The 24,651-nt window shown below is 72.1% G+C and carries 20 protein-coding genes and 2 pseudogenes; 17 read left to right on the top strand and 5 right to left on the bottom strand.

Going from position 1 to position 24,651, the window contains the following annotated elements:
- The 17 genes and pseudogenes from ACSLTV_RS27665 to ACSLTV_RS27585 form a co-directional block, all read left to right on the top strand.
- Positions 1 to 367: pseudogene (locus ACSLTV_RS27665) on the top strand (hypothetical protein); the annotation flags it as partial.
- 18 nt (positions 368 to 385) lie between these two features.
- Complete coding sequence (locus ACSLTV_RS27660) at positions 386 to 1,138, top strand: MBL fold metallo-hydrolase (protein ID WP_432157603.1); 753 nt, start codon at positions 386 to 388, stop codon at positions 1,136 to 1,138.
- A gap of 157 nt (positions 1,139 to 1,295) precedes the next feature.
- Positions 1,296 to 1,952 (top strand): GntR family transcriptional regulator, encoded by a 657-nt coding sequence (locus ACSLTV_RS27655; RefSeq protein WP_432138298.1) that lies wholly within the window; start codon positions 1,296 to 1,298, stop codon positions 1,950 to 1,952.
- On the top strand, positions 1,949 to 2,860 hold the full coding sequence (locus ACSLTV_RS27650) for a dihydrodipicolinate synthase family protein (protein WP_432138297.1): 912 nt from the start codon (positions 1,949 to 1,951) through the stop codon (positions 2,858 to 2,860). The genes ACSLTV_RS27655 and ACSLTV_RS27650 overlap by 4 nt, the downstream gene beginning before the upstream one ends.
- Positions 2,848 to 4,578, top strand: a complete 1,731-nt coding sequence (araD, locus tag ACSLTV_RS27645; protein WP_432138296.1) for an L-arabinonate dehydratase — start codon at positions 2,848 to 2,850, stop codon at positions 4,576 to 4,578. The genes ACSLTV_RS27650 and araD overlap by 13 nt, the downstream gene beginning before the upstream one ends.
- Before the next feature lie 127 nt (positions 4,579 to 4,705).
- The gene (locus ACSLTV_RS27640) at positions 4,706 to 5,641 is read left to right on the top strand and encodes a carbohydrate ABC transporter permease (RefSeq protein WP_432138295.1); all 936 of its coding nucleotides are present in this window, start codon (positions 4,706 to 4,708) and stop codon (positions 5,639 to 5,641) included.
- Entirely contained in the window at positions 5,638 to 6,534 is an 897-nt protein-coding gene (locus ACSLTV_RS27635; protein WP_432138294.1) for a carbohydrate ABC transporter permease, read from the top strand. Before ACSLTV_RS27640 ends, ACSLTV_RS27635 begins: the two co-directional genes overlap by 4 nt.
- Positions 6,535 to 6,625: 91 nt before the next feature.
- The gene (locus tag ACSLTV_RS27630; RefSeq protein ID WP_432157638.1) at positions 6,626 to 7,783 is read left to right on the top strand and encodes a Gfo/Idh/MocA family protein; all 1,158 of its coding nucleotides are present in this window, start codon (positions 6,626 to 6,628) and stop codon (positions 7,781 to 7,783) included.
- Positions 7,783 to 8,628, top strand: coding sequence for a PmoA family protein (locus ACSLTV_RS27625; RefSeq protein ID WP_432138293.1), 846 nt, complete (start codon positions 7,783 to 7,785; stop codon positions 8,626 to 8,628). Before ACSLTV_RS27630 ends, ACSLTV_RS27625 begins: the two co-directional genes overlap by 1 nt.
- On the top strand, positions 8,625 to 10,127 hold the full coding sequence (locus ACSLTV_RS27620) for a family 43 glycosylhydrolase (protein WP_435613065.1): 1,503 nt from the start codon (positions 8,625 to 8,627) through the stop codon (positions 10,125 to 10,127). Before ACSLTV_RS27625 ends, ACSLTV_RS27620 begins: the two co-directional genes overlap by 4 nt.
- Before the next feature lie 33 nt (positions 10,128 to 10,160).
- Positions 10,161 to 11,647: pseudogene (locus ACSLTV_RS27615) on the top strand (pectinesterase family protein).
- A gap of 104 nt (positions 11,648 to 11,751) precedes the next feature.
- Positions 11,752 to 13,101, top strand: coding sequence for an ABC transporter substrate-binding protein (locus ACSLTV_RS27610; protein ID WP_432138291.1), 1,350 nt, complete (start codon positions 11,752 to 11,754; stop codon positions 13,099 to 13,101).
- A 128-nt stretch (positions 13,102 to 13,229) separates the two neighbouring features.
- Positions 13,230 to 14,027, top strand: coding sequence for a rhamnogalacturonan acetylesterase (locus ACSLTV_RS27605; protein WP_432138290.1), 798 nt, complete (start codon positions 13,230 to 13,232; stop codon positions 14,025 to 14,027).
- Between the two features lie 32 nt (positions 14,028 to 14,059).
- Positions 14,060 to 15,370 carry a pectate lyase family protein gene (locus tag ACSLTV_RS27600; RefSeq protein WP_432138289.1) on the top strand — a complete coding sequence of 437 codons (1,311 nt, stop codon included), beginning with the start codon at positions 14,060 to 14,062 and terminating at the stop codon, positions 15,368 to 15,370.
- Between the two features lie 106 nt (positions 15,371 to 15,476).
- Positions 15,477 to 16,595: a pectinesterase family protein gene (locus ACSLTV_RS27595; RefSeq protein WP_435613064.1), complete on the top strand. Its 1,119-nt coding sequence runs from the start codon at positions 15,477 to 15,479 to the stop codon at positions 16,593 to 16,595.
- A gap of 48 nt (positions 16,596 to 16,643) precedes the next feature.
- On the top strand, positions 16,644 to 17,756 hold the full coding sequence (locus ACSLTV_RS27590; protein ID WP_432138287.1) for a right-handed parallel beta-helix repeat-containing protein: 1,113 nt from the start codon (positions 16,644 to 16,646) through the stop codon (positions 17,754 to 17,756).
- Between the two features lie 187 nt (positions 17,757 to 17,943).
- Complete coding sequence (locus ACSLTV_RS27585; RefSeq protein WP_432138286.1) at positions 17,944 to 18,741, top strand: HAD family acid phosphatase; 798 nt, start codon at positions 17,944 to 17,946, stop codon at positions 18,739 to 18,741.
- Here ACSLTV_RS27585 and ACSLTV_RS27580 read toward each other — a convergent pair.
- The 5 genes from ACSLTV_RS27580 to ACSLTV_RS27560 form a co-directional block, all read right to left on the bottom strand.
- Positions 18,734 to 20,938 carry a family 43 glycosylhydrolase gene (locus ACSLTV_RS27580; protein WP_435613063.1) on the bottom strand — a complete coding sequence of 735 codons (2,205 nt, stop codon included), beginning with the start codon at positions 20,936 to 20,938 and terminating at the stop codon, positions 18,734 to 18,736. The genes ACSLTV_RS27585 and ACSLTV_RS27580 overlap by 8 nt on opposite strands.
- A 245-nt stretch (positions 20,939 to 21,183) precedes the next feature.
- The gene (locus ACSLTV_RS27575) at positions 21,184 to 22,056 is read right to left on the bottom strand and encodes a hypothetical protein (RefSeq protein ID WP_432138284.1); all 873 of its coding nucleotides are present in this window, start codon (positions 22,054 to 22,056) and stop codon (positions 21,184 to 21,186) included.
- Positions 22,053 to 22,619, bottom strand: coding sequence for a SigE family RNA polymerase sigma factor (locus ACSLTV_RS27570; protein WP_432138283.1), 567 nt, complete (start codon positions 22,617 to 22,619; stop codon positions 22,053 to 22,055). Before ACSLTV_RS27570 ends, ACSLTV_RS27575 begins: the two co-directional genes overlap by 4 nt.
- Before the next feature lie 110 nt (positions 22,620 to 22,729).
- A complete protein-coding gene (locus ACSLTV_RS27565) occupies positions 22,730 to 23,401 on the bottom strand; it encodes a response regulator transcription factor (RefSeq protein ID WP_432138282.1) in 672 nt (223 codons plus the stop codon).
- Positions 23,398 to 24,651: a sensor histidine kinase gene (locus ACSLTV_RS27560; RefSeq protein WP_432138281.1), complete on the bottom strand. Its 1,254-nt coding sequence runs from the start codon at positions 24,649 to 24,651 to the stop codon at positions 23,398 to 23,400. The genes ACSLTV_RS27565 and ACSLTV_RS27560 overlap by 4 nt, the downstream gene beginning before the upstream one ends.

Raw genomic sequence — 24,651 nt, 5'->3', positions numbered from 1 at the left:
CTGGAGGAGTCACGAACTCAACGCCATGGACCCCGACGAAGCCGTGATCTACGCCGAGTACGTGGAGGCCGGTCTCTCGGGCTCCGAAGCCGTCGAGATCTGGAGAAAGCTGATGAGCACGATGACGATCTTCTTCCGCTCCGCGGCGGCCCAGCGGGTCCGCGAGGAAGGCCGTGAGGAAGGCCGTGAGGAAGGCCGTGAGGAGGAGCGGGCGCACACGGTCCTCATGGTGCTGGAGCGGCGTGGTCTGGAGGTCTCGGACGCGGTGCGGGAGCGTGTGCTGTCCTGCCAGGGGTCGGAGGAGCTCGGTGCTCTGCTCGACCGTGCCTGGGAGGTCACCCGGGCGCAGGATCTCTTCGGCGGCTGACCTCCGCAGACGCCCGCCATGTCCCTCAGCCTCACCGTCCTCGGCACCGCCTCCCCGCACCCCGCCCCCGACCGCCCCTGCTCCGGCTACCTGCTGCGCGGGGGAGGGGCCGAGGTGTGGCTGGACGCGGGGCCGGGGACGTTCGCCGAGTTGCAGCGGCACACGGATCCGAGGCGGCTCACAGCCATCTGGATCTCCCACCTGCACGCCGACCACAGTGCCGATCTGCTGTCGGCTTTCTACGCCTTCGCCTACGGCGGTCTCACCCCGCCCGCGCCCGTTCTGGTGCACGCTCCGGCCGACTGCGCCCGTCGCGTCGCCGGCTTCTTCGGCCGCCCCGACGAGGGCTCCCTCAAGGGTGTCTTCGACTTCCGGCCCCTTCACGACGGACACGGCGCGCGGTACGGGACGCTGCGCCTGAACGCCCGCGCCGTGCGGCACGACACCGAGACCTACGGACTGCGCGCCGAGTGCGAGGGCCGGGTGTTCGCCTACTCCGGGGACAGCGGACCCTGTGCCGCGCTCACCGGACTCGCCGCCTCCGCCGATGTCTTCCTGTGCGAGGCGGACATCGACCGGCATCGCGAAAGCGAACAGGTTCACATGACCCCGGAGGACGCCGGGCGGGCCGCCCGCGCGGCGGGTGCAAGGGAACTGCTGGTGACCCACGTCGGGCCCACGCTCACCCGCGAGGACGCCACCGCCCGTGCCGCCGCCGCCTTCGGCGGGCCGACCCGTAGCGCACGCGAGGGCGAGACGACCGAGGTCTGACGGGCCGCCCGGGGTTTCCGAGGTTCCTTTGTCAGAAGCATTGACGAACCACGGGGCCCCTCCTACCTTCAACGAATCGTACTTCGTACGTCATATATGAGACGCGATATGCGAGATCCGATTCTGAGAATCCGGTTCTGAGATCCGAGAGGCCCGCATGACCTCTGTGCCCACGCCGATCCCCTCCCGCACGCAGTACGTGCTGGAGGAGATCAAGCGACGCATCCTCACCGGGCTGTTCACGCCCGGTCAGGCCCTGGTCGAGTCCGAACTCGCCGCCCAGTTCGGGGTCTCCAAGACCCCGGTGCGTGAGGCGCTCAAGACCCTGGCCGGCACCGGACTGGTCGTGATGAGCCAGTACAAGGGCGTCACGGTGCGCACGGTGGACGCGGCCATGGCGCGTGAGGTCTACGACGTGCGCCTGCTGCTCGAACCCGAGGCGCTGAAGCGCGCGGTTCTCCGCGGTGCCTCACTGGACGCCGCCCGTGAAGCGTTGACCAGGGCCGACGTGGCCACCGACACCGCCGAACGCTCGCTGGCGAACCGGGAGTTCCACCGGGCCCTGTACCTGCCGTGCGGCAACCCGCTGCTCGGCCGGATGCTCGACGAGGTCCGCGACCAGGCCGCTCTCGTCTCCGCGGTCGCCTGGGCCGCCTCCCCCTCCTGGGAGCGGGAGGCCGGCGAGCACCGGGAGATCCTGCGGCTCGCCCTGGCCGGTGACGCCGACGGCGCGGCCCGCGCGCTCCACGCCCACATCGCGTCCTTCGTCCAGCGGGCGTTCCCCGGGGCGCCGGAACAGGAAGGTCAGGAATGAGCAGCGTGGCGTTCGAGACCCAGCGCGCGGCGCTGGCCGACGTGGTGGCCATCCCGGTGACCCCGTTCGCCGAGGACGGCTCCGTCGACCGGGAAGCCCACCGGGCCCTGGTGCGCCGGCTGCTCGACGGCGGGATCACCACCCTCACCCCGAACGGCAACACCGGCGAGTTCTACGCCCTCGCCCCCGAGGAGCGCCGCCTGGTCACCGAGCTGACCCTCGACGAGGCCGGTGAGCGCGCGGTGGTCCTGGTCGGCGTCGGCCACGACGTGCCGACCGCCGTCGCCTCCGCCCGGCACGCCCGCGGGCTGGGCGCCCGGATGGTGATGGTCCACCAGCCCGTCCACCCCTACGTCTCGCAGCGCGGCTGGGTCGACTACCACCGCGCCATCGCCGAGGCCGTGCCCGAGCTGGGCGTCGTGCCGTACATCCGCAACCCGCAGCTGCGCGGCGAGCACCTCGCAGCACTCGCCGACGCCTGCCCCAACGTCATCGGCGTGAAGTACGCCGTCCCGGACGCCGCGCGCTTCGCGGCCTTCGCCCGGGACGCCGGGCTGGAACGCTTCGTCTGGGTGGCCGGACTCGCCGAGCCCTACGCCCCGTCCTACTTCTCCGCGGGCGCCACCGGCTTCACCTCCGGCCTGGTGAACGTCGCCCCGGCCGTCTCGCTGAACATGATCGAGGCGCTGCGCTCGGGCGACTACCCGGCCGCCATGAAGGTCTGGGAGCAGATCCGCCGCTTCGAGGAGCTGCGCGCCGCCAACGGCAGCGCCGACAACGTCACCGTCGTCAAGGAGGCCCTCGCCTCGCTCGGCCTGTGCCGCCGCGACGTCCGGGCGCCCAGCCGCGCGCTGCCGGAGGCCGAGCGCGCCGAGGTCGCCGCCATCGCCGCCGGATGGTCCATATGAAGAAGCCGGAAGAGCTCAGAAGCCACCAGTGGTACGGCACCGACGGTCTGCGCTCCTTCAGCCACCGCGCCCGCACCCGCCAGCTCGGCTACCTCCCCGAGGAGCACCTCGGCAAGCCGGTCGTCGCGATCCTCAACACCTGGTCGGACATCAACCCCTGCCATGTGCACCTGCGCGACCGCGCCCAGGCCGTCAAGCGGGGCGTGTGGCAGGCCGGCGGGTTCCCGCTGGAGTTCCCGGTCTCCACACTGAGCGAGACCTTCCAGAAGCCCACCCCGATGCTCTACCGCAACCTGCTCGCGATGGAGACCGAGGAGCTGCTGCGCTCCTACCCCGTGGACGGCGCGGTGCTGATGGGCGGCTGCGACAAGACCACCCCCGCGCTGCTGATGGGCGCCGCCTCCGTCGACCTTCCTACGGTCTTCGTGCCGGCCGGGCCCATGCTGCCCGGCCACTGGCGCGGCGAGGTACTCGGCTCCGGCACCGACATGTGGAAGTACTGGGACGACAAGCGGGCCGGCCTGATCGGCGACTGCGAGATGACCGAGCTGGAGAGCGGCCTCGCCCGCTCGCCCGGCCACTGCATGACCATGGGCACGGCGTCCACGCTGACGGCCGCCGCCGAGGCGCTCGGCGTCACCGTGCCCGGCGCGTCCAGCATCCCGGCCGTGGACTCCGGGCACGACCGGATGGCCGCCGCGGCGGGCCTGCGTATCGTCGAACTGGTCCACCGCGGACGCACCCTGAACGACATCCTCACCCGTGAGGCGTTCGAGGACGCGGTGACGACCGTGCTGGGGCTCGGCGGCTCCACCAACGCGGTGATCCATCTGATCGCCATGGCGGGCCGGGCCGGGGTCCGGCTCACCCTGGACGACTTCGACCGCGTCGCCCGCACCGTCCCGGTGCTCGCCAACGTCCGGCCCGGCGGCCGGAAGTACCTCATGGAGGACTTCCACTTCGCCGGCGGCCTGCCCGGCTTCCTCTCCCGCATCGCGGACCTGCTCCACCTGGACCGGCCCACCGTCTCGTACGACACGCTGCGCGAGCAGATCGCCGGCGCGCTCGTCCACGACGACGACGTCATCCGCCCCCGCGGCAACCCGGTGGCGAGTGAGGGCGGGGTGGCCGTGCTGCGCGGCAACCTCTGCCCCGACGGCGCCGTCATCAAGCACATCGCCGCCGAGCCGCACCTGCTCAAGCACGCCGGCCCCGCGGTCGTCTTCGACGACTACCGGACCATGCAGCGCACCATCAACGACCCGGATCTCGGCATCACCGCCGACAGCGTGCTCGTCCTGCGCAACGCCGGTCCCAAGGGCGGCCCGGGCATGCCCGAGTACGGCATGCTGCCGATCCCCGACCACCTGCTCAAGCAGGGTGTACGGGACATGGTGCGGATCTCCGACGCCCGCATGAGCGGCACCAGTTACGGCGCCTGCGTGCTGCACGTGGCACCCGAGTCGCACGTCGGCGGACCGCTCGCCCTCGTCCGCACCGGCGACCGGATCACCCTGGACGTCGCGGCCCGCAGCCTCCACCTCCACGTGGACGACGAGGAACTGGCGCGCCGCAGGGCCGAGTGGACGCCGCCGCCCGCCCGCTACGAGCGCGGCTACGGCGCGCTCTACAACGACCAGATCACCCAGGCGGACACCGGCTGCGACTTCGAGTTCCTGGCCCGCCCCGGGAAGGTCGCCGACCCCTACGCCGGCTGACCCCCGCCCCGATCGACGCGGCGCGCAGCCGCACCCTGCACAGGTGGAAAGCGCTTCACCCGGCTTCCCGCCCCACCCTTCTCCACCCGTACACGACCCACAGCAAGCAAGCGAACGGAGAACAGTCATGGCCCAAGCCGCAGCCGTGGCGAAACCGCCCGCGCCACCCCGGCGGCGCCGTGCCTCCGCCACGCCCCGCAGACTCCCCTACCTGCTGATCGCCCCGGCGGGCCTGCTGATGCTGGGCTTCATCGCCTACCCGGTCATCAGCGTCTTCTACTACAGCCTGCAGAACTACAACCCCACCAAACCATGGCGCAACGGCTACGCGGGCTTCGACAACTTCGTCCAGATCTTCACCGACGACCCCCAGTTCTGGGACACCCTGGCCTTCAGTGCCAAGTGGGTGGTCGTCGAGGTCGGCCTCCAGCTGCTGTTCGGCCTGGCGCTGGCGCTCATCGTCAACCAGACCTTCGCGGGCCGGGCGCTGGGACGCGCCCTGGTGTTCTCCCCGTGGGCCGTCTCCGGCGTACTGACCTCCGCGATCTGGGTGCTGCTCTACAACTCCCAGACCGGTATCACCCGCTACCTCGCCGACATGGGGGTCGGCAGCTACGGCACCAGCTGGCTGTCGGACACCTCGACCGTCTTCCCGGCGGCGATCGTCGCCGACCTGTGGCGCGGCGTGCCCTTCTTCGCGATCCTCGTCCTCGCCGACCTCCAGTCCGTATCCAAGGACCTCTACGAGGCCGCCGAGGTCGACGGGGCGAGCAAGATCAAGCAGTTCTGGCACATCACCCTGCCCCATCTGAAGGACGCCATCGTCCTGTCCACGCTGCTGCGCGCGGTCTGGGAGTTCAACAACGTCGACCTGCTCTACACCCTCACCGGCGGCGGACCGGCCGGCGAGACCACGACGCTCCCGCTGTACATCGCCAACACCAGCGTCGACGCCCACAACTTCGGCTACGCGTCCGCCCTGACCACGGTCGCGTTCGTGATCCTGCTCTTCTGCTCGATGGTCTATCTGCGGCTGAGCAAGTTCGGAGGCGAGTCCAAGTGATCACCAAGGAGGCCGTCAAGCCCGCCCCCGCCCCCGCGCCCCCGGCCCCCGAGGCGCCCCGTACCGCCAAGGGCCACCGCGCCTGGGACGAGGCCCCCCGCTGGCAGATCTACCTGCCGCTGTCGATCTACCTCGTCTTCACCCTCGTCCCCTTCTACTGGATCCTGCTGTTCTCGCTGCGCCCGGCCGGATCCACCTCGCTCGTGCCCTGGCCGGTCACCTTCGACCACTTCGAGAAGGTCTGGAACGAGCGGAGCTTCGGCACCTACTTCCAGAACAGCGTCCTCGTCGGCGTCGCCACGCTGGTGATGACCACCCTGGTCGCCCTGGCCGGCGGCTACGCCCTCGCCCGCTTCGACTTCAAGGTCAAGCAGGGCTTCATGCTGGCCCTGCTCTGCTCCCAGTTCGTCCCCGGGGCCCTGCTCCTGGTCCCGCTGTTCGAGATCTTCGCCAACCTGCAGATGATCAACTCGCTCGGCAGCGTCATCATCGCCGAGACCGTGTTCCAGCTGCCGCTGTCGATCATCCTGATCAGCAACTTCATCAAGAACGTGCCGTACTCCCTGGAGGAGGCGGCCTGGGTGGACGGCTGCGGACGGCTGCGCGCCTTCCGGATCGTGGTGCTGCCGCTGCTGCGCCCCGGGCTGATCGCCGTCGGCTCCTTCGCCTTCGTGCACTCCTGGAACCACTTCCTGTTCGCCCTGATGTTCCTCAACAACCAGAGCAAGCAGACGATCCCGGTCGGCCTCAACACCCTGATGGGCGCCGACAGCGTCGACCTGGGCGCGCTGGCGGCCGGCGGCATCATCGCCGCCGTCCCCGTGGTGATCGTGTTCGCGTTCATCCAGAAGTGGCTGATCACCGGCTTCAGCGCGGGGGCGGTCAAGGGATGAACCACTGCCATTTGCACGGAAGGACCGACAGCGCCGTGGCCGACCGCGAGGCGGCCCGCGGCGCGGACGCAGGGAGGACCCCGTGACCGACATGCCCGTACCCCTCGTGCTGGCCGGCGCCCGCGGCCACGGCCGCTGGCACCTGGACAACATCCGCCGCCTCCAGGACAAGGGCATCGTCCGCCTGGCCGGCATCTGCGAGCTGACCCCGCTCGGCCGGGAGGAGATCCCCGACGGCCTGGGCAGCCCCGCACAGTCCGCCGACTTCGCGGCGCTGCTGGAGGCCACCGGCGCCCGCATCGCCGTGGTCTGCACCCCGATCCCCACCCACGCCGACCTGGCGCTGACCGCCGCCGCCCGAGGGGTCCACCTGCTCCTGGAGAAGCCCCCGGCGCCCTCCTACGCCGAGTTCCGCCGGATGGCCGACGGGATCGCCGACGCCGGCGTGGCCTGCCAGATCGGCTTCCAGTCGCTGGGCTCCCACGCCGTCCCCGCGATCCGCGAGCTGATCGCCGACGGCGCCATCGGCGAGGTCACCGGCGTCGGCGGGGCCGGTGCCTGGGCCCGGCCCGAGGCGTACTACCGGCGCGCCCCCTGGGCCGGCAAGCGGCGGATGGACGGCGTCGACGTGATCGACGGCGCCCTCACCAACCCGCTCGCGCACGCCGTCGTCACCGCGCTCGCCCTCGACGGCGCCACCCGCGCCGAGGACGTCACGGGCATCGAGACCGAGCTGTGGCACGCCAACGACATCGAGTCCGACGACACCTCCTGCGTCCGCGTCACCACCGCGGCGGGCCGCCGCGTCACCGTCGCCGCCACCCTGTGCGCCGAGCGCCCGGACGACCCGTACGTGCTGGTGCACGGCACCCGGGGCCGGATCACCCACTGGTACAAGCAGGACCGGGTCCTGCTGCAGCGTGCCGACCACGGCCCGCAGGAGTCCGAGTACGGCCGCACCGACCTGCTGGAGAACCTGGTCGACCATCTGGTGGACGGCGCCGCCCTGCTCGTCCCGCCGGACGCCACCGGTGCCTTCATGAAGGTCGTCGAGGCGATCCGCACCGCCCCCGACCCGGCCCCGCTGCCCGCCACGGCCTGGCGGACGCTGCCGGAGGAGGGCCGCCGGGTGGTCCCCGGGGTGGACGGCCTGGTCGCCGCGGCCGCCGACACCCTCTCGCTCTACTCCGAACTGGGCGCCCCCTGGCCGCCGCCCGCCCGCGACCTGCCGAGAGAGGTGAGCACCTGATGACGAGCGACGACGCCCACGTCCTGCGGGTCGCGGGCCGCCCGGTCGGCCGCTACGTCACCCGGCCCGAACTGCCGGCCCGGCTCTCCCCGCGCCCCTACCTGCATCCCGTCACCACCCTGGCCGGCACGGCGGTCACCGAGCTGACCCCGGCCGACCACGCACACCACCTCGGCGTCGGTGTCGCCGTTCCCGACGTCGAGGGGCACAACTTCTGGGGCGGGCGCACCTTCGTCCGCGACCAGGGCCCCACCGAGCTCGACAACCACGGCGCCCAGCGGCACGCCGGCTTCCAACTGCGCGACCCCGACGGCTTCGTGGCCGAGCTGCGCTGGGTCGCCGCCGGCCGGGAAATGCTGCGCGAGCGCCGCACCGTCGCCGCCACCGGACTCACCGCCACGGCGTGGGCGCTGGACTTCACCTTCTCGCTCACCAACGTCACCGCCGAGCCCGTCACCATCGGCAGCCCCGCCACCAACGGGCGCCCCGGCGCGGCCTACGGCGGCTTCTTCTGGCGGGCCCGCAAGGAGGAGCGGCCCCCCGACGTGTTCACCGAGACCGCCGACGGCGAGGAACGGGCGCACGGCCGGCCCGCCGACTGGCTCGCCCTGACCGGCACCGACTGGACCCTGGTCTTCGCCGGGGCCACCGGCACCACCCGGCGCGACCCCTGGTTCGTGCGCACCGCCGAGTACCCCGGCGCCGGCTCGTCGCTGGCGTCCGAGGAGCGGCTGGCCGTCCCGCCCGGCGGAACCGCCGTACGCCGGATCGTCACCGTGGTCGCCGACGGCCGCCTGGGCCGGGACGACGCAGCCGCGCTGGCCCGCAGGGCGGTGAGCCAGTGACGACGTACACCAACCCGGTCCTGAACGCCGACTGGTCCGACCCGGACGTGGTGTGCGTGGGCGACGACTTCTACCTCACCGCCTCCAGCTTCGGACGGACCCCGGGGCTGCCCCTGCTGCACTCGCGGGACCTGGTGAACTGGACGCTGGTCGGCCACGCCCTGGACCGTCTCACCCCGGCGGCCGAGTTCGGCCGGCCCCGCCACGACCGCGGCGTCTGGGCCCCCTCGATCCGCCACCACGACGACCGTTTCTGGATCTTCTGGGGCGACCCGGACCAGGGCATCTTCCAGGTCAACGCCCCGCAGATCAGGGGCCCCTGGACTCGCCCGCACCTGCTGAAGGAAGGCAGGGGGCTCATCGACCCCTGCCCCCTGTGGGACCCGGAGACCGGCGAGGCGTACCTGGTGCACGCCTGGGCCAAGTCCCGCGCGGGCGTGAAGAACCGCCTGACCGGCCATCGGATGCACCCCGACGGCACCTCCCTGCTCGACGACGGCAAGGTGATCGTCGACGCGGACCGGATACCCGGCTGGTTCACCCTCGAAGGCCCCAAGCTCTACCGGCACGACGGCTGGTTCTGGATCCTGGCGCCCGCCGGGGGAGTGGAGACCGGCTGGCAGGGCGCCCTCAGGTCCCGGGACTTCTTCGGCCCCTACGAGGAGCGGATCGTCCTCGAACAGAAGGACACCGACGTCAACGGCCCGCACCAGGGCGGCTGGGTGCGCACCCCGGCGGGCGAGGACTGGTTCCTGCACTTCCAGCAGCGCGGCGCGTACGGCCGGGTGGTGCACCTGCAGCCGATGCGCTGGGGGAACGACGGCTGGCCGGTGCTCGGGGACGACGGCGCCCCCGTCCTCGTCCACGACAGGCCCCGCCTGCCGGCGCAGCCGCCCGCCGCGCCCGCCACCGACGACGACTTCCCCGGCGGACGCTTCGGCCGGCAGTGGCAGTGGACCGCCGATCCCCAGGACGGATGGGCCACCCAGCACTCCGGTGACGGACTGCGGCTGGCCTGTGTCCGCGACCTCGACGCGCACGACCTGCGTCGGCTGCCGAACGTGCTGACCCAGCGGCTGCCCGGCATGCCGTCCGCCGTCGAGGTGACGCTTCAGCTGCACGACGCGGAACCCGGCGCGCGGGCCGGACTCGCCGTCCTCGGCGACGCCTTCGCCTGGATCGGGCTCCAGCGCGACGCCGACGGGACGGTCCGGCTGGTGCACCGGTTCGCCGAGCCGGTCGCCGAGGCGGAACGGGACGCCGCCCGCTCCCGGCCGGCCCCGCACGGCCGGGCCCGGCTGCGGATCGAGATCGGCGCCGGGGCACGCTGCCGCTTCCTCGCCGATCCCGGCGACGGCCTGTCGCCCTCCGGTCCGGTCTTCGCCGCCACGCCCTGGCGCTGGGTCGGCGCCCTGCTCGGGCTGTTCGCCGCCGCGCCCGACGGGCCCGGGCGCGCCGGCGCGGCCACGTTCACGCGCTTCCGGATCACCCCGCTGTAACCGACCGTGTCTCCAAGCCTGTTGGGAGCCGCAATGACGCACTTCCATGGCAAGCGATTGCCGAGACCGGGTGTCGTCCTGGCCGCCGTCACCGGCCTGGCCGCCGCCCTGGGCCTCGGCGCGGTGGGCCAGGCGGGCCAGGCGAGGGCCGACGAGGCCACCGCGACGGCGCCCGTCTCCGCCTCCGCGGCCGCCCGCTGGACGGACCGGGCGCACGGCTTCGCCTCCCTCGCCGGCGGCACCACCGGCACCACCGGCGGCAAGGTGGTCACGGTCGCCGACCAGGCGTCCGTCGACCACAACTGGTTCACCGGCACCAAGCAGCGCAACCCGTCCGCCGACAACTGCGCCTACGCGCGCCTGTACGACAACTACTTCTCGGCGCAGGTGGCCAGCGGCGATCCCGTGTGGACGTACGGCAGTTGGTCGCGCGGCCGCACCCGGATGGTCATCGAGAACAGCTACTACGACGGCGTGCGGCACCCCTACCAGGCGGATCCCACCGCCGAGTTGGTGCAGCGCGGCTCCGTCCTGCGGAACACCACCGGGCGCACCGACACCCGGGGGGACGCCTTCGACCCGTGGGACTTCTCCTCCTACCGGCTCGATCCGGCGGCCGCCGTACCGGCGCGGGTGACCCGGTTCTCCGGGCCGCAGCGGCGGATCGGCGGCGCCGTGACGCTGCACGTCCCCGGCGCCCGCCCGACCGTGCGGTCCGCCGTGGACGCCGTGCCGGCGGGCAACGACCTGCCCGTGGCCATCGCCGTGGCGCCGGGAACGTACCGGGAGAAGATTCACATTCCCGTGACAAAGCCGAATATCATGCCGCAGGGGACTGGACAGCACCGCTCGGACACCGTCATCGTCTACGACACGCCCGGCGGGTACGGCGGTTCGACCTGCAGCGCCACGGTGTGGACCGACGCGCATGACGTCACCGCCCGCAACCTCGCCTTCAGCGACGACTTCGACGAAGCCGCGCACGACCCGAAGGGCGAGCAGGCGCCGGCGGTGAAGACGACCGGCGAGCGGATCGTCTTCGAGGGCACCGCCTTCCCGGGCAACCAGGACGGGCGGGCCACGGCCGTCGTCGAGCGGCCGGTGATCCGGGCGCTGAGCCGGGGTTCGGACACGGACAACGGCTGCGGGACGGCCGCCTCGAAGTGGAGGGGGAACCCTACGGCTCCCTGGTCACCCGCTCGCGGATCGTCGGCGACGCGCCCGCCGGGTCCTTCCACCACCTGGGTCGGCCCCGGCAGCCGGGAGAGGAACCGGACGCCGTGGCCCAGGTGCTGATCCGGGACAGCGAACTGGCGGCCGCGATCAGGTCCGCGCCGTGGACCGGCAGGGGCGGCTTCTCGTGGAAGGACGCCCGGTCCGCCGAGTACCGCGACCCCGGCCCCGGCGCGGCGGTCACCGCCGACCGGCCGGAGTCGAGCGCGGCGGACGCGCGCGGCCGCACCGTCGCCGCCCACCTCGTGGGACCGGACGGCCGGGACCCGTACGCCCGCACCCACTGACCCCCACAACTTCACAGCTCGGCACCGCTCGACACAGCTCCGCACCGATACAGACCCCCCAGCCACACACAGCTCCGTTGGATCCAGAAGAAGAGAGCCGACCAATGAAGACCAGCATCCACAGAAGCAGGCGCGCCGCCGCTGCCGTAGCCCTGGGTTCCGTGCTCGCCCTGACCGCCACCGCCTGCGGCGACGACGGCAGCGGCTCCGGGGACAAGGGCGGCGAGGGCAGCGGCAAGGGCAAGATCGTCTTCTGGGACAACAACGGCGGTGTGCGCACCGACATCTGGAAGGAGATCATCACCGACTTCGAGAAGGCCAACCCGGACATCGAGGTCGAGTACGTGGGCCTGCCGTCCAAGGAGGCCCAGTCGAAGTACGACACCGCCATCCAGGGCGGCGGCCTGCCGGACGTCGGCGGTGTCGGCGCGGCGATGCTGGCCGGCATCGCGGCCCAGGACGCGCTGGAGCCGCTGGAGGACCGGCTCGCCAAGTCGTCCCTCGACGGCAAGCTCAACGAGGGCATGATCGCCTCGGTGAAGAACGCCGGCGGCTCGGACGCGCACATGTACACGATCCCGACCTCCGCGAACAACGGCACGCTCTACTACCGCACCGACCTGTTCCAGAAGGCGGGCCTGGACGCGCCCGAGACGTGGGACACGTTCTACACGGCCGCCGAGAAGCTGACGAACGCCGGCAAGAACGAGTTCGGTTACACCATCCGCGGTGGCGCGGGATCCATCGCGCAGGCGCTCGACGCGATGTACGGGCAGTCCGGGATCACCTCGTTCTGGGACGCCGGCGGGGAGAAGACCACGCTGAACGACCCGAAGAACGTGGCGGCGCTGGAGAAGTACGCCGGCCTGTACAAGAAGGTCACCCCGGCGGCCGACCTCAACAACGACTTCACCAAGATGGTCGCCCAGTGGGACTCCGGCACCATCGGCATGCTCAACCACAACCTGGGCTCCTACCAGGACCACGTCAAGGCGCTGGGCACCGACAAGTTCCGCGGCATCCCGCAGCCGACCGGCCCCGGCGGCAAGCGGGTCCAGGTCTCCAACCCGGTCGACGGACTGGGCCTGTTCAAGAGCTCCAAGAACAAGGAAGCGGCCTGGAAGTTCATCGAGTTCGCCGTTTCCCACGAGTCGAACTCCAAGTGGAACGAGTCGGCCGGCGCCATCCCGTCCAACAAGGAGGCCGCCAAGGACCCGTGGATCTCCAAGGCCGAGCCGACCAAGCTGGCGGCCGCGGCGCTCAACGACGGTTCCACCACGATCGTGCAGCTGCCGTACTACCTGCCGGACTGGAACACCGTCTCCAAGTCCGACAACGAGCCGAACTTCCAGAAGGTCCTGCTCGGGAAGATGAGCGCCAAGGACTTCCTGGACACGATGGCCGAGCAGCTCGACAAGGCGCAGGCGGAGTGGAATCAGCAGAAGAAGAGCTGACGAGCCGAGTGGTTCCGGCAGCGGGGTGACGGCCGGCCGGCCGTGACCGGTCGCGCCCCGCGGCGGAACCGCCGGTCGGCAACGACCCGCGCCCCTCCCGGCGTTCCCCTTACCGAAAGGCACCTGGCGTGTCCCTCACCCGCCGTCAGCTCACCGCCGCCGCTCTCGCCTCCGCCCCCCTCGCCCTCGCGGTGAACGGGACCGCTCAGGCCGCGCGGCGGTACCGCACCCTGTACATCGCCGGCGACTCCACCGCCGCCCAGAAGTACGCCGACGCCGCGCCCGAGACCGGGTGGGGCATGGCACTGCCCTTCTTCCTGCACAAGAACCTGCCCGTCGCCAACCACGCGGTCAACGGGCGCAGTTCGAAGAGCTTCTACGACGAGGGGCGGCTCGACGCCATCCTGGCGGCGATCCGCCCCGGCGACTTCCTGCTGATCCAGTTCGGTCACAACGACGAGAAGAGCGCCGACCCCACCCGCTACACCGAGCCCTGGTCGACGTACCAGGACCATCTGCGGCTGTACGTCGACGGAGCCCGTGCCCGGGGCGCACGGCCGGTGCTGGCCACCTCCGTGGAGCGCCGCAGGTTCGACGCGGACGGCAACGCCCGGACCACCCACGGCGACTACCCCGCGGCCATGCGGGCGCTCGCCGAGCAGGAGGGCGTGGCGCTGCTGGACATCGAGGCGCTGTCCCTGGCGCTCTGGCAGGAGCTGGGCGCCGAGGAGACCAAGAAGTACTTCAACTGGACCGCCACCGAGCAGGACAACACGCACTTCAACCCGCCGGGCGCGATCGCCGTCGCGCGCCTGGCCGCCCGGGAACTGCTGCGCACCCGGGTGCTGGAGCCGTGCGACGTGCGCCGGCTCGACGACGACGTACCGGAGTCGTGGATCACCTGGCCGGCCCGCAGCGCCGAGTAACACCCCCCGTCACCAAGAAAGAGAGCCGCACCATGAACGCACAGAAGTGGCATGGGCATGCCACAGTGAGAGCCGCCGCGCTGGTCGGCTGCACCGCTCTCGTGCTCTCCCTGTCCGGAACCCCCGCCCAGGCGCACGGCCGCGACCTCGGCCGTCAGGTGCTCGCCGCCGATGACGGCTGGGCCTCCGAGGGCCCCGGCACCACCGGCGGCTCGGCCGCCGACGCCCAGCACGTCTACACCGTCACCACCTGGGACGAGTTCCGCGCCGCCCTCGCCGACGGCGGTGACGCCCCGAAGATCATCAGGGTTCAGGGGATGATCGACGCGGTGTCCGAGGGCTGCGACGCCTTCGCCGCCGACGGATACGACTTCCGGCAGTACCTCGCCGACTACGACCCCGCGGTCTGGGGCCACGACACCGAGGTCAGCGGCGAGCAGGAGGACCTGCGTGCCGCGTCCGCCGACAACCAGGACAAGGCCGTCAAGGCGAACGTCCCGTCCAACACCACCATCGTCGGCGTCGGTCGCCACTCCGGGATCCTCGGCGGCAGCCTCCAGGTCCGCGGCGTCGAGAACGTCATCATCCGCAACCTCGACGTCGAGGCCCCGATCGACTGCTTCCCGCAGTGGGACCCCACCGACGACGGGAAGACCGGCGCCTGGAACTCCGAGTACGACGCCGTCGTCGTCTACGGCTCCCACCACGTGTGGGTCGACCACAACACCCTCACCGACGGCCGTCACCCGGACAGCTCCCTGCCCACCTACTTCGGCAAGGTCTTCCAGCAGCACGACGGCCTGGTCGACATCGTGCGCGGCGCGAACTACGTCACCGTGTCGTGGAACTCCTTCGAGGACCACGACAAGACCATGCTGATCGGCAACAGCAACAGCGCCGGCGCCACCGACGAGGGCAAGCTCAAGGTCACCCTGCACCACAACCGCTTCGAGGGCATCGTCGAGCGGGCGCCCCGCGTGCGGTTCGGCCAGGTCGACTCCTACAACAACCACTTCGTCGTCGACGACGCCGACACCTACGGCTACACCTTCGGCATCGGCATCGCCTCCCACCTGTACGCCTCCGACAACGCGTTCTCGATGCCGGCCGGCGTCAGCGCCGCCAAGACCCTCAAGCGGTGGAACGACGAGCCGCTCACCGCGGTGAACAACTACGTCAACGGCCGGCCCGTCGACCTGATCGCCGTGCACAACGCGGAGATCCCCGACGAGACGCTGCGCCGAGGCGCCGGCTGGACCCCGACGCTGCGCACCCGGGTCGACCACCCGAGGGCCGTGCCCCACATCGTCGACCACCGCGCGGGCGCCGGCCGCGTCTGCTGACCCGACCCCGAGCGAGCCTGCCGGGGCGGTCCGCACCGCATCCCCACCACAAAGGCGCCCGCCCCGGCCCCGCACCCCTCCAGAGCCGCCTCGCCAAGGAGCCGCCATGCCCGCGCCCCGCACCCGACGTCCCCTGTCCAGACGAGACTTCCTCGTGGCGAGCGCCGGCGCCGGCGCCGCCCTCGCCCTGACCGCCGGCCCCGCCGCGGCCCACGGCGACCGCCGACCGTTCGGCCGCTTCGGCTCACCCGCCGCCCGGCTCACGCCGCGGACCCTCTACGTCGCCCCCGACGGCCGCGGCGACTTCACCTCCGTCCAGGACGCCGTCACCGCCGCCACCGGCAGCGGCCGGACCCTGGTCCTCGCCCCCGGCGTCTACCGCGAGACCGTCCAGGTCACGTCCGACCGCACGGAGATGACCTGGATCGGCGCCTCCGAGAACCCTCGTGACGTCGTGGTCGTGTACGACAACGCCGCCGGCACCCCCAAACCGGACGGCTCCGGTACGTACGGCACCACCGGCTCGGCCACCACCACCGTCAAGGCCGACGGCTTCACCGCCCGCTGGATCACCTTCGCCAACGACTGGCTGCGCGCCGACCACCCCGGTGTCTCCGGCACCCAGGCCGTCGCGATCAAGGTGCAGGGCGACCGCGGCGCCTTCACCCACTGCCGCTTCCTCGGCCACCAGGACACCCTCTACGCGGACTCGATGTCCCTGGCCTCCTTCGCCCGCCAGTACTACGCGCACTGCTACGTGGAGGGCGACGTCGACTTCGTCTTCGGCCGGGCCACCGCCGTCTACGAGCACTGCCACTTCCGCACCCTGGACCGCTCCGACCTGGCCGGCGCCCCCTACGGGTTCGTCTTCGCGCCGTCCACCGCGGGCGCCAATCCGTACGGCTACCTGGTGACCAGGAGCCGGATCAGCAGCCGGGCCCCGGACGGCTACTACAAGCTCGCCCGCCCGTGGGTGCCCAGCTCCGACCGGACCGCCCGGCCCATGCTCACCGTCCGCGACTCCTGGCTCGGCCCCGGCATCGACGCGACCACGCCCTACGCCAACATGTCGGACTCCTTCCCCTGGCAGGAGCAGCGGTTCGCCGAGTACCGCAACAGCGGTCCGGGCGCCGAGATCTCCGTACCGGAGAACCGGCCCCTGCTCACCCGTGCCGAGGCCCGGTCGCACACCCCGGCGGCCTACCTCGGCGACTGGCGTCCCTGAACCGGCCGCCTTCCCCCTCTCCACGCACGGCGAAAGGACCCCCACTCCATGTCCCGTCGTACCGCTCTCACCGCCGCGGCGGCCCTCGCCCTCGGCGCCGGCCTCGCCGCACTTCCCACCCCGGCGCAGGCCGCGACGGTCGTCGTCGGCAACTCAACGGACCTGGCGAGCGCCATCAGGAACGCCACCCCGGGCACCGTCATCCAGGTCCGCGGCGGCACCTACTACCCGACGGCCACCCTCCAGTCCACGGCCGACGGCACACCCTCGGCGCCCGTCACGCTCACCGCGTACGGCTCGGAGACCGTGAAGATCGACGGCTCGTCCCTGCCCTCCGGTGCCTGGATCTTCAAGCTGACCGCCGACTACTGGAACGTCTCGGACCTCACCTTCCAGAACTCCCCGGACAGCGCGGTCGTCTGCCAGTCCTGCACCGGCACCAACTGGAACCGCATCAAGACGATCAACGGCGGGGACTCGGGCTTCACCCTCACCGGGGACGGCACCGTGAACAACACCGTCCGCAACCTCGACTCCTACGGTCACTACGACCGCGCCGGCCACGGCGAGAACGCCGACGGCATCGCCGTCAAGTTCGGCTCCGGCAGCGGCAACCGGGTCATCGGCGCGCGCCTGTTCAACAACTCCGACGACGGCATCGACCTGTGGTCCTTCTCCTCGCCGGTCACCATCGAGCACACCTGGTCGTTCGGCAACGGGAAGAACCGCTGGGGCGACTCCGCCTTCGCGGGCGACGGCAACGGCTACAAGCTGGGCGGCGACGGCGAGGTCGTCGCCCACGTCGTCAACAACTCCGCCGCTTGGGACAACCGGGGCAACGGCTTCACCGAGAACAGCAACAGGGGCGCCATCGTCATCAACCGCACGACCGCCTACGCCAACGGCAACAAGGGCTACTACTTCGCCACCGGAGCCGCCAGGCTCGGCCGCAACCTCGCCGTGGGCAACGGCGGCGGCTCGGTCGCCAAGAGCTCCTCGGTCACTTCCTACATGAACAACTGGGACCCGGGTGTCGCCACCCCGGCCTTCCGGTCCACCGACGCGGGCACCGTCTACAACCCCCGCCGGTCCGACGGCTCGCTGCCCGCCACCGCGTTCCTCACCACCGGCAGCACCACCATCGGAGCCACCATGGACTGACCGCGGAACCGACCGCGTACCACCGCGAACTGAGCGCGAACTGTCCGAGAAGCGACCCGAACCGACCGCGGACTGAGCCGTTCGGCGGGTGCGGGACCGAGGGTATTCCCCCGATCGGCCCAAGACCTGGTATCGATCGGGCAACGGATCTCGCGCCCGGAGGGGTGACGCGCGTAGAAAATCAGTCATGCAAAAGCCATCGCGCATCGCGGCCGTCGCTGCCGCCTGTGCCGTCGCCGGTGCCGCCCTCTACGGCGCCGGCGCCGCCACGGCCGGTCAGTCGACCGCGAACAGCACCCACGAGCCCTACAACATCGGGCTGCTGGTCAAGGACATCGACCGCTACTACGGCACCACCGAGGACGCCGACGGCGTGTACCAGGCGTCCCCGGACAGCCCGTACGCCAAGGACCTGGCCGCCATCGACGCCGCCGCCCGCAAGTACATCGACAAGGCGGCCCGCAAGGCGCACAAGCACGGGGAGAAGCCGGCCGTCGTCTTCGACATCGACGACACCCTGCTGCTCAGCCTCGACTACGAGAAGCGCTACAACTACACGTACAACCCCGCCACCTGGGCGGAGTACGTGAACCGGGCCGACCGCCCGGCCGTCTTCGGCAGCCCCGCCCTGGTCCGCTACGCCGAGGCGCGCGGTGTCGAGGTGTTCTACAACTCGGGCCTGGCCGAGGCGGAGCGCGCCGCGGCCGTCGAGAACCTGAAGAAGGTCGGCGCCGATGTGAACCTCGACGCCGGCCACATGTTCCTCAAGGACAAGGCGAACCCGCCGGCCTACCTGAGCGACTGCGCCGCCCCGGGTGCCTGGAAGTGCACCACCGTGGAGTACAAGTCGGGCACCCGTCGGCACATCGAGGACGACCTCGGGTACGAGATCATCGCCAACTTCGGCGACCAGTACTCGGACCTGCAGGGCGGCTACGCCGACCGCACCTACAAGCTGCCGAACCCGACGTACTTCGTCAGCTGAGCCCCCGCAGCGGGCGGATCGACTCCAGGGTCGGTACGACCGGCTGAAGGGTACCGTCCGCGGCGAACCACAGCCGGTCGACCGTCGTCTCCCGGTGGGTGCCGTCACCGCCCGGCCGCCCCGGCCCGTTCAGCGCGAACCGGTGGTAGACGACGTACCAGTCGTCGGTGCCGGGCACGTTGACCACGGAGTGGTGGCCGGTGCCGAGGACGCCGTACTCGGGACGCTTGGACAGGATCGTCCCCCGCCCGGTCCACGGGCCGAGCGGGGACGGTCCCGTCGCGTAGGCGACGTGGTAGTCCTCGCTGCGGGTGTCGTCCTCGGACCACATGAAGTAGTACGTCCCCTCGCGCTTGACGACGAAGGAACCCTCGCGGAAGCCCCGCGGGGTGATGTCCTTCACCGCCGCCGGGTCGTAGGACACCATGTCGTCGCCCAGCGGGACGACGTAGGCGTGGCCGTTGCCCCAGTAGAGGTAGGCCTGCCCGTCGTCGTCCGTGAAGACCGCCGGGTCGATCATCTGGCCGGGCAGCGGACCGCCCTTGGCCACCAGCGGCCGGCCCAGCGCGTCCTCGAAGGGACCGGCGGGGGAGTCGGCCACCGCCACTCCGATCTGCTGCTCGGCGCAGAAGTAGAACCAGTACTTCCCGTCGCGCTCGGCGATCGCCGGCGCCCACGCGTTCCGGTCGGCCCAGGACACGTCCGGCCCCAGGTCGAGGATCACTCCGTGGTCCTTCCAGTGGACCAGGTCCTTCGACGAGTAGGCGCTGAACCGCGTGCCGCTCCAGCCCGGGAAGCCGTCGGTGGTCGGGTAGATCCAGTACTCGCCGTCCAGATAGTGCACGTCCGGGTCGGCGTTCAGGCCCGGCAGGACCGGGCTGCGCGTGCGGACCGCCTCCACCGTCCAGGTCCGGGTGGCGCCGTCGGCGCCGGTGACGGTGTACGTCTGCGGCCTGCGGAAGTCGCGGCGGGTCCCGGAGGGCGGACTGACCGTCGCACCCTCCGCGGCCCACAACCGGGGCGCGAGGCGGGCGAGATCGGCGTGCGGCTCCATCGGGAGCACCACCTTCGACGCCGCCTCGGTGACGACGGCGTACCCCTTCTGGTGCCGCGCCGTCACGTCCACCAGCGAGGCGGGTGCGGCCGGGTACGCGGCGAGCAGCCGGTCGTACTCGCGCCGGGTCACCGGCAGGACGGTGCCGTGGCGCGGGCTGGCCGGCAGCTGGTAGTCGGCGGACATGGTCCACCGGCCGGAGTCGAGGTCGGTCGTCTCGAACGGGACGTAGCCCCGGCCGCCGTACTCGTCGATGAACAGGTACCACTTCTTCTCGGTGTTGGACCGGAACACCGTCGGCCCCTCACCGCGGCTGATCGAACCGCTGCCGACGCAGTCCGCGACGAAGTCGTACGAGGTGTCCGTCAGCGACGTGGACTTCTCGGCGGTGATGAACTTCGAGCAGGGGGAGTCCGAGGACGGGTTCCGCTCGTCCTTGGTGTAGCGGTAGTAGGTGCCCTGGTGCTGGACGACGGTGGAGTCGATGACCGAGTAGCCGGGGTCGTCCCAGACCTCGGGCGCGCTGAAGGTGCGGAAGTCCTTCGTCGTCGCGTACAGCATCCGGTTGTACGTCGAGCCCTTGTGGTCCGGGTCGTCCTGGGCGTAGAGCTTCGACGCCCAGAAGACGACGTACGCGCCGAGCGAGTCGTCCCAGTAGGCCTCCGGGGCCCAGGTGTTGCCCGCGGTGTCCGGTGAGACCCGCACCAGGCGCTGGTCGGTCCAGTGGACCAGGTCGGTGGACTCCCACACCATGATCGACTTGCTGCCGTGCCGCTGGACCTCGTCCCAGCTGCCGCTGGAGTTGCGGTACATGCGCAGGTCGGTGGCGATCAGGAAGAACCGGTCGCCCTTCGGGGAGCGGATGACGAACGGGTCGCGCAGGCCCTTCTCGCCGATGGTGGAGGTGAGCACCGGCCGGCCGGCGTTCAGCTCACGCCAGTGCAGCGGGTCGTTGCCCCGGCTCAGGGCGTAGCGGATCTGCTCGCCGTCGGCGGTGCCCTCGCCGGTGAAGTAGGCGAAGAGGTATCCGGCGTACTTCGGGTGGTTCACGGGCGGGGCTCCGGGGTGTGCGGCGCCGGGCGGGGCGGTCGACAGGCCGATGAGGAGAGCGAGACACACGAGCAGCAGGGCTCTGAGGCGCATGGGCCGTCCTGTGGGGGTGTGGGGGTTCCGGTTGACGCTTTCTGTCGGATGGTGCGCGCCTTGGGAGTGTCACCAGCGGGGAACGGGGCGTCAACCGGTGGGCGGGGGACGGCGGGCAGCGAAAGTTTCGCCCGGGTGCGGGGTCACGGGCCGAGGGGCGCGGACGGCCGCGCCCCTCGTGGACTCTTGCGCCTCGTGGTCGCCACCGGCGAGGAAGAGGCTGCCGGGACCTGCGGGCCGGTCTGCTACGCGTCCCCGTCGCCGGCGGCGTGGACCGTGAAGTCGCCGCCCACGGTCCGCAGGCCGTCGTCCGTGGTGCCGCTGATCGTGTACCGGTCGTCCCCGGCGTCCCGGCCGCCCCGCTCGTGGTCGTACTGGCCCGCGAACACCCACTCGCCCGCCGGGACGGTACGCCCCTGCCTGAGCACCCAGGTGTAGACGAGGAAGCCGTCGCGCTCGGCCACCGTCAGGGTGAAGTCGCCCTCGGGCAGGGAGCGCCAGGCGCCCGTGGAGGACACCCCGCCGGTCTGGGCGATCTTCAACTGCACGGTCAGCGCCGTCAGCCGCTGCGAGGCCCTCAGCGTCACGTTGCTCTGCGCCCAGAACTCGTTGCTGTGCGGGTCCACCGAACCGTTCGACCACAGCGGGCCGTTCTCCACGTCGTCGGTGTCCGGCAGCGCGTGCGGGGCGGCGGGGGTGGCGGGTGCGGTGGGCGTGGACGCCCCGGACGGTGTGCCGCTCGGGCGGTCCGGCCGCTCGGGGCCGGCCGTGTGCGGCGGAGCCTGCGGGGTGGCGGGCGGCCGGCCGGTGGCCTCCGGGGAAGCGGCCGGCGGGGGCGGCACGGCGACCTGCCGCTCCTGCGGGGCCGGTTCGCCGCGCACGGCCGAGGCGACCGCGTAGCCGCCGGCGGCGAGCATGCCCGCGACCGCCGCCGTGGCGCCGGCGATCCGCAGCCAGCCCCACACCGGGGGCCGCGTCGCCCGGTGGTCGGGGCGCCCCCGCTGCGCCATGCCCCGCCCGACGCGGGCCAGGATGTACTCCCGGTCCGGTTCGTGCGTCCCGGCCGCCTCCCGCAGCCGGGCGCGCAGCTCGTCGTGCACGTCCCGCTGCATGGTCATCGGTCCCTTCCTGCGGTCTCACGGGTACCTGCCATCGCGGCGCGCACCTGCCGCGGAACCGATGGCCGGCCGAGCAGCCGCTGCAACTCGGTCATGCCCTTCGAGGTCTGGCTCTTCACCGTACCCACCGAGACGCCGAGGGCCAGCGCGGTGTCCTTCTCGGAGAGGTCGAAGGCGTGCCGCAGCACCACACAGGCCCGCTTGCGGAACGGGAGCCTGCGCAGCGCCGACCGCACGTCGAGGACCCCCGCGACGTCCGGGTTCTCCGTCCTCTCCTCGCGCTGCGACCAGAACAGCGCGACGCGGCGCCGCTCGCGCACCGCGCTGCGGATGCGGGTGCGCGCCAGGTTGGCGACGACTCCGCGCGCGTAGGCCACCGGGTGGTCGGCCGCGCGCACCCGGTCCCAGCGGTGCCACAGCGCCAGCAGCGCGTCCGCCGCCAGATCGTCGGCGGCGTCCGGCTCTCCGGTCAGCAGATGGGCGAGACGCGAGAGTTCGGCGTAGTGGCGTTCGAAGAAGGCATGGAACTCCTCGGAGGCGGCGTCGTCGACGACTGTGCCCACGGGTGACCTCTCCTGCCCGATGAGTGACATGTGAATGCCATGTGGCCGTACGGTGTTTCGGACACTGTATGGCACTGCGAACCGAGGCCGGCCGCCCCGGGGCGGATCCGTCACCAGCCCTGGGAGCGCCCTCGCAGGAAGCCCGCTTCGTAGGCCGCGATCACCGCCTGGGTGCGGTCCCGGGCGCCGGTCTTCGCGAGCACCGCCGCCACATGGGTCTTCACCGTGGCGGGCCCGACGTCCATCCGCCCGGCGATCTCCGCGTTGGTCAGCCCGGCCGCCATCAGCCGCAGGACGTCGCTCTCCCGGCCCGTCAGCCGGCCGACCCAGGCCGGGGGTTCGCCGTACGCGCGCGCGTGCTCGTCGGCGAGCGCCCGCACGGCCGCCGGGAACAGCAGGGTGTCACTGCGCGCGACCAGCCGTACCGCCTGCACCAGCGCGTCGGCGTCGCAGCGCTTCAGCAGGAAGCCGGCGGCTCCGGCGCGCAGCGCCGCGTAGACGTACGAGTCGTTCTCGAAGGTGGTGACGACGACGACGCGGGGCGGCGCGTCGAGCGTGGCGAGGATCCGCTCGGTGGCGCGGATGCCGTCCACCTCCGGCATCCGCACGTCCATCAGGACGACGTCGGGCCGCAGTTCGCGCACGACGGACACCGCCTCGGCCCCGTTCGCCGCCTCGCCCGCCACCTCCAGGTCCGGCTCGGCGGACAGGATGGCGCGCAGCGCGGTGCGGACCATGCGTTCGTCGTCGGCGACGACGACCCTGATCGGCGGACGGGTCATGCGGTTCCCTCCAACGGCAGGCGGACGGACAGCCGCCACATGTCATCGACGGGCCCCGCCCGCGACGAGCCCCCCAGCAGGCGCACGCGGTCGGCGACGCCCCGCAGGCCGTGGCCGCCGCCCGGGCGGCACCCCTGCCGTCCGGGGAGGGGATTCTCCACGTCGATCAGCAGCCGCCCGTCGGCGACCCCGATCCGCAGCGCCACCGTCCCCCGGCCGCCGCCGTGCCTGAGGGCGTTGCTCAGCCCCTCCTGCACGATCCGGTACGCCTCGCGGGACAGGACCGGCGGCAGGGCGGTGGTGTCGGTGCCGACCGAGGCCGTCACCCGCAGCCCGCCCGCCCGGGTGCGCCGCAGCAGGCCCTCCAGATCGGCCGCGAGGGTCGGCGCGGGTGCCGTCCCGGGCGCGTCCCCGTCCCGCAACACGCCCAGCACCGCGTCCAGTTCACCGACCGTGCGGCGCGTGGTCTCCTCGATGGCGGCGAGCGCCTCCCGCGCGAACTCCGGGTCGCTGTCCAACACTCGGCGGGCCGCGCTGGCCTGCAGCATCACCGCGCTGAGGGCGTGGCCGACCGAGTCGTGCAGCTCCCGGGCGAGCCGGTTGCGCACGGCCAGGTCGGCGGCGCGCGCCTCGGCCGCCGCCAGCCGGTCCTCGGGCCCCGGGCCGAGCAGCACCGGCGCCGAGCGGGCCAGCAGCGCCCCGGCACCGGCCGCGCACGCCGCCAGCCCCACCAGCGCGGCCAGGCCCGCCACCGGAGCCGCCGCCGACGCCCAGGCGTGGTCGAAGACCGCCGGCATGCCCATGCGGGTGCCCGCGAGCCGGGACACCACCGGCAGCACGATCAGCACCACCGCGAACGGCGGTACCGCGAGCGACATCCCGGCGACGATGCCGCCCAGCCCCAGGTGCAGCGTAAAGAAGGCCGCCGTGCGCCTCCGCGCGGCGCGGCTGCGTGCCGGCCCCCGCGCCAGCCCGTCCGGGTCGAGGCCGCACAGGGCGCGCACCGCCCCGGCCTCCAGCGACCGGGCCGGCGGGAACAGTGCCGCGGTGAGCGCGGCCATCGGCAGTGCGAGGGCGAACGAGGCGAGCTGCAGGGAGAGGTCGTTGAACAGATACCGCGAGTTCGTCGCCGGCCCGACGATCAGAGAGCCGACGAGGAAGTACGGCATGGCGAGCGCCCCGCCGAGGATCAGATGGACCCAGCGCCGGCGCGCCCGTCCCCCGAACAGCGTCCCCGCGGCGGTCCTCAC

It is taken from the genome of Streptomyces sp. bgisy159 (assembly GCF_965341775.1).
Taxonomy (GTDB): Bacteria; Actinomycetota; Actinomycetes; order Streptomycetales; family Streptomycetaceae; genus Streptomyces.
This window is presented reverse-complemented; position numbering and strand designations above follow the sequence as displayed.

Bases quoted from the DNA above. Each gene is read 5' to 3' on its own strand.
- ACSLTV_RS27660 (WP_432157603.1), top strand. From the start codon at position 386: ATGTCCCTCAGCCTCACCGTCCTCGGCACCGCCTCCCCGCACCCCGCC.
- ACSLTV_RS27655 (WP_432138298.1), top strand. From the start codon at position 1,296: ATGACCTCTGTGCCCACGCCGATCCCCTCCCGCACGCAGTACGTGCTG.
- ACSLTV_RS27650 (WP_432138297.1), top strand. From the start codon at position 1,949: ATGAGCAGCGTGGCGTTCGAGACCCAGCGCGCGGCGCTGGCCGACGTG.
- araD (WP_432138296.1), top strand. From the start codon at position 2,848: ATGGTCCATATGAAGAAGCCGGAAGAGCTCAGAAGCCACCAGTGGTAC.
- ACSLTV_RS27640 (WP_432138295.1), top strand. From the start codon at position 4,706: ATGGCCCAAGCCGCAGCCGTGGCGAAACCGCCCGCGCCACCCCGGCGG.
- ACSLTV_RS27630 (WP_432157638.1), top strand. From the start codon at position 6,626: ATGCCCGTACCCCTCGTGCTGGCCGGCGCCCGCGGCCACGGCCGCTGG.
- ACSLTV_RS27625 (WP_432138293.1), top strand. From the start codon at position 7,783: ATGACGAGCGACGACGCCCACGTCCTGCGGGTCGCGGGCCGCCCGGTC.
- ACSLTV_RS27610 (WP_432138291.1), top strand. From the start codon at position 11,752: ATGAAGACCAGCATCCACAGAAGCAGGCGCGCCGCCGCTGCCGTAGCC.
- ACSLTV_RS27600 (WP_432138289.1), top strand. From the start codon at position 14,060: ATGAACGCACAGAAGTGGCATGGGCATGCCACAGTGAGAGCCGCCGCG.
- ACSLTV_RS27595 (WP_435613064.1), top strand. From the start codon at position 15,477: ATGCCCGCGCCCCGCACCCGACGTCCCCTGTCCAGACGAGACTTCCTC.
- ACSLTV_RS27590 (WP_432138287.1), top strand. From the start codon at position 16,644: ATGTCCCGTCGTACCGCTCTCACCGCCGCGGCGGCCCTCGCCCTCGGC.
- ACSLTV_RS27585 (WP_432138286.1), top strand. From the start codon at position 17,944: ATGCAAAAGCCATCGCGCATCGCGGCCGTCGCTGCCGCCTGTGCCGTC.
- ACSLTV_RS27580 (WP_435613063.1), bottom strand. From the start codon at position 20,938: ATGCGCCTCAGAGCCCTGCTGCTCGTGTGTCTCGCTCTCCTCATCGGC.
- ACSLTV_RS27575 (WP_432138284.1), bottom strand. From the start codon at position 22,056: ATGACCATGCAGCGGGACGTGCACGACGAGCTGCGCGCCCGGCTGCGG.
- ACSLTV_RS27565 (WP_432138282.1), bottom strand. From the start codon at position 23,401: ATGACCCGTCCGCCGATCAGGGTCGTCGTCGCCGACGACGAACGCATG.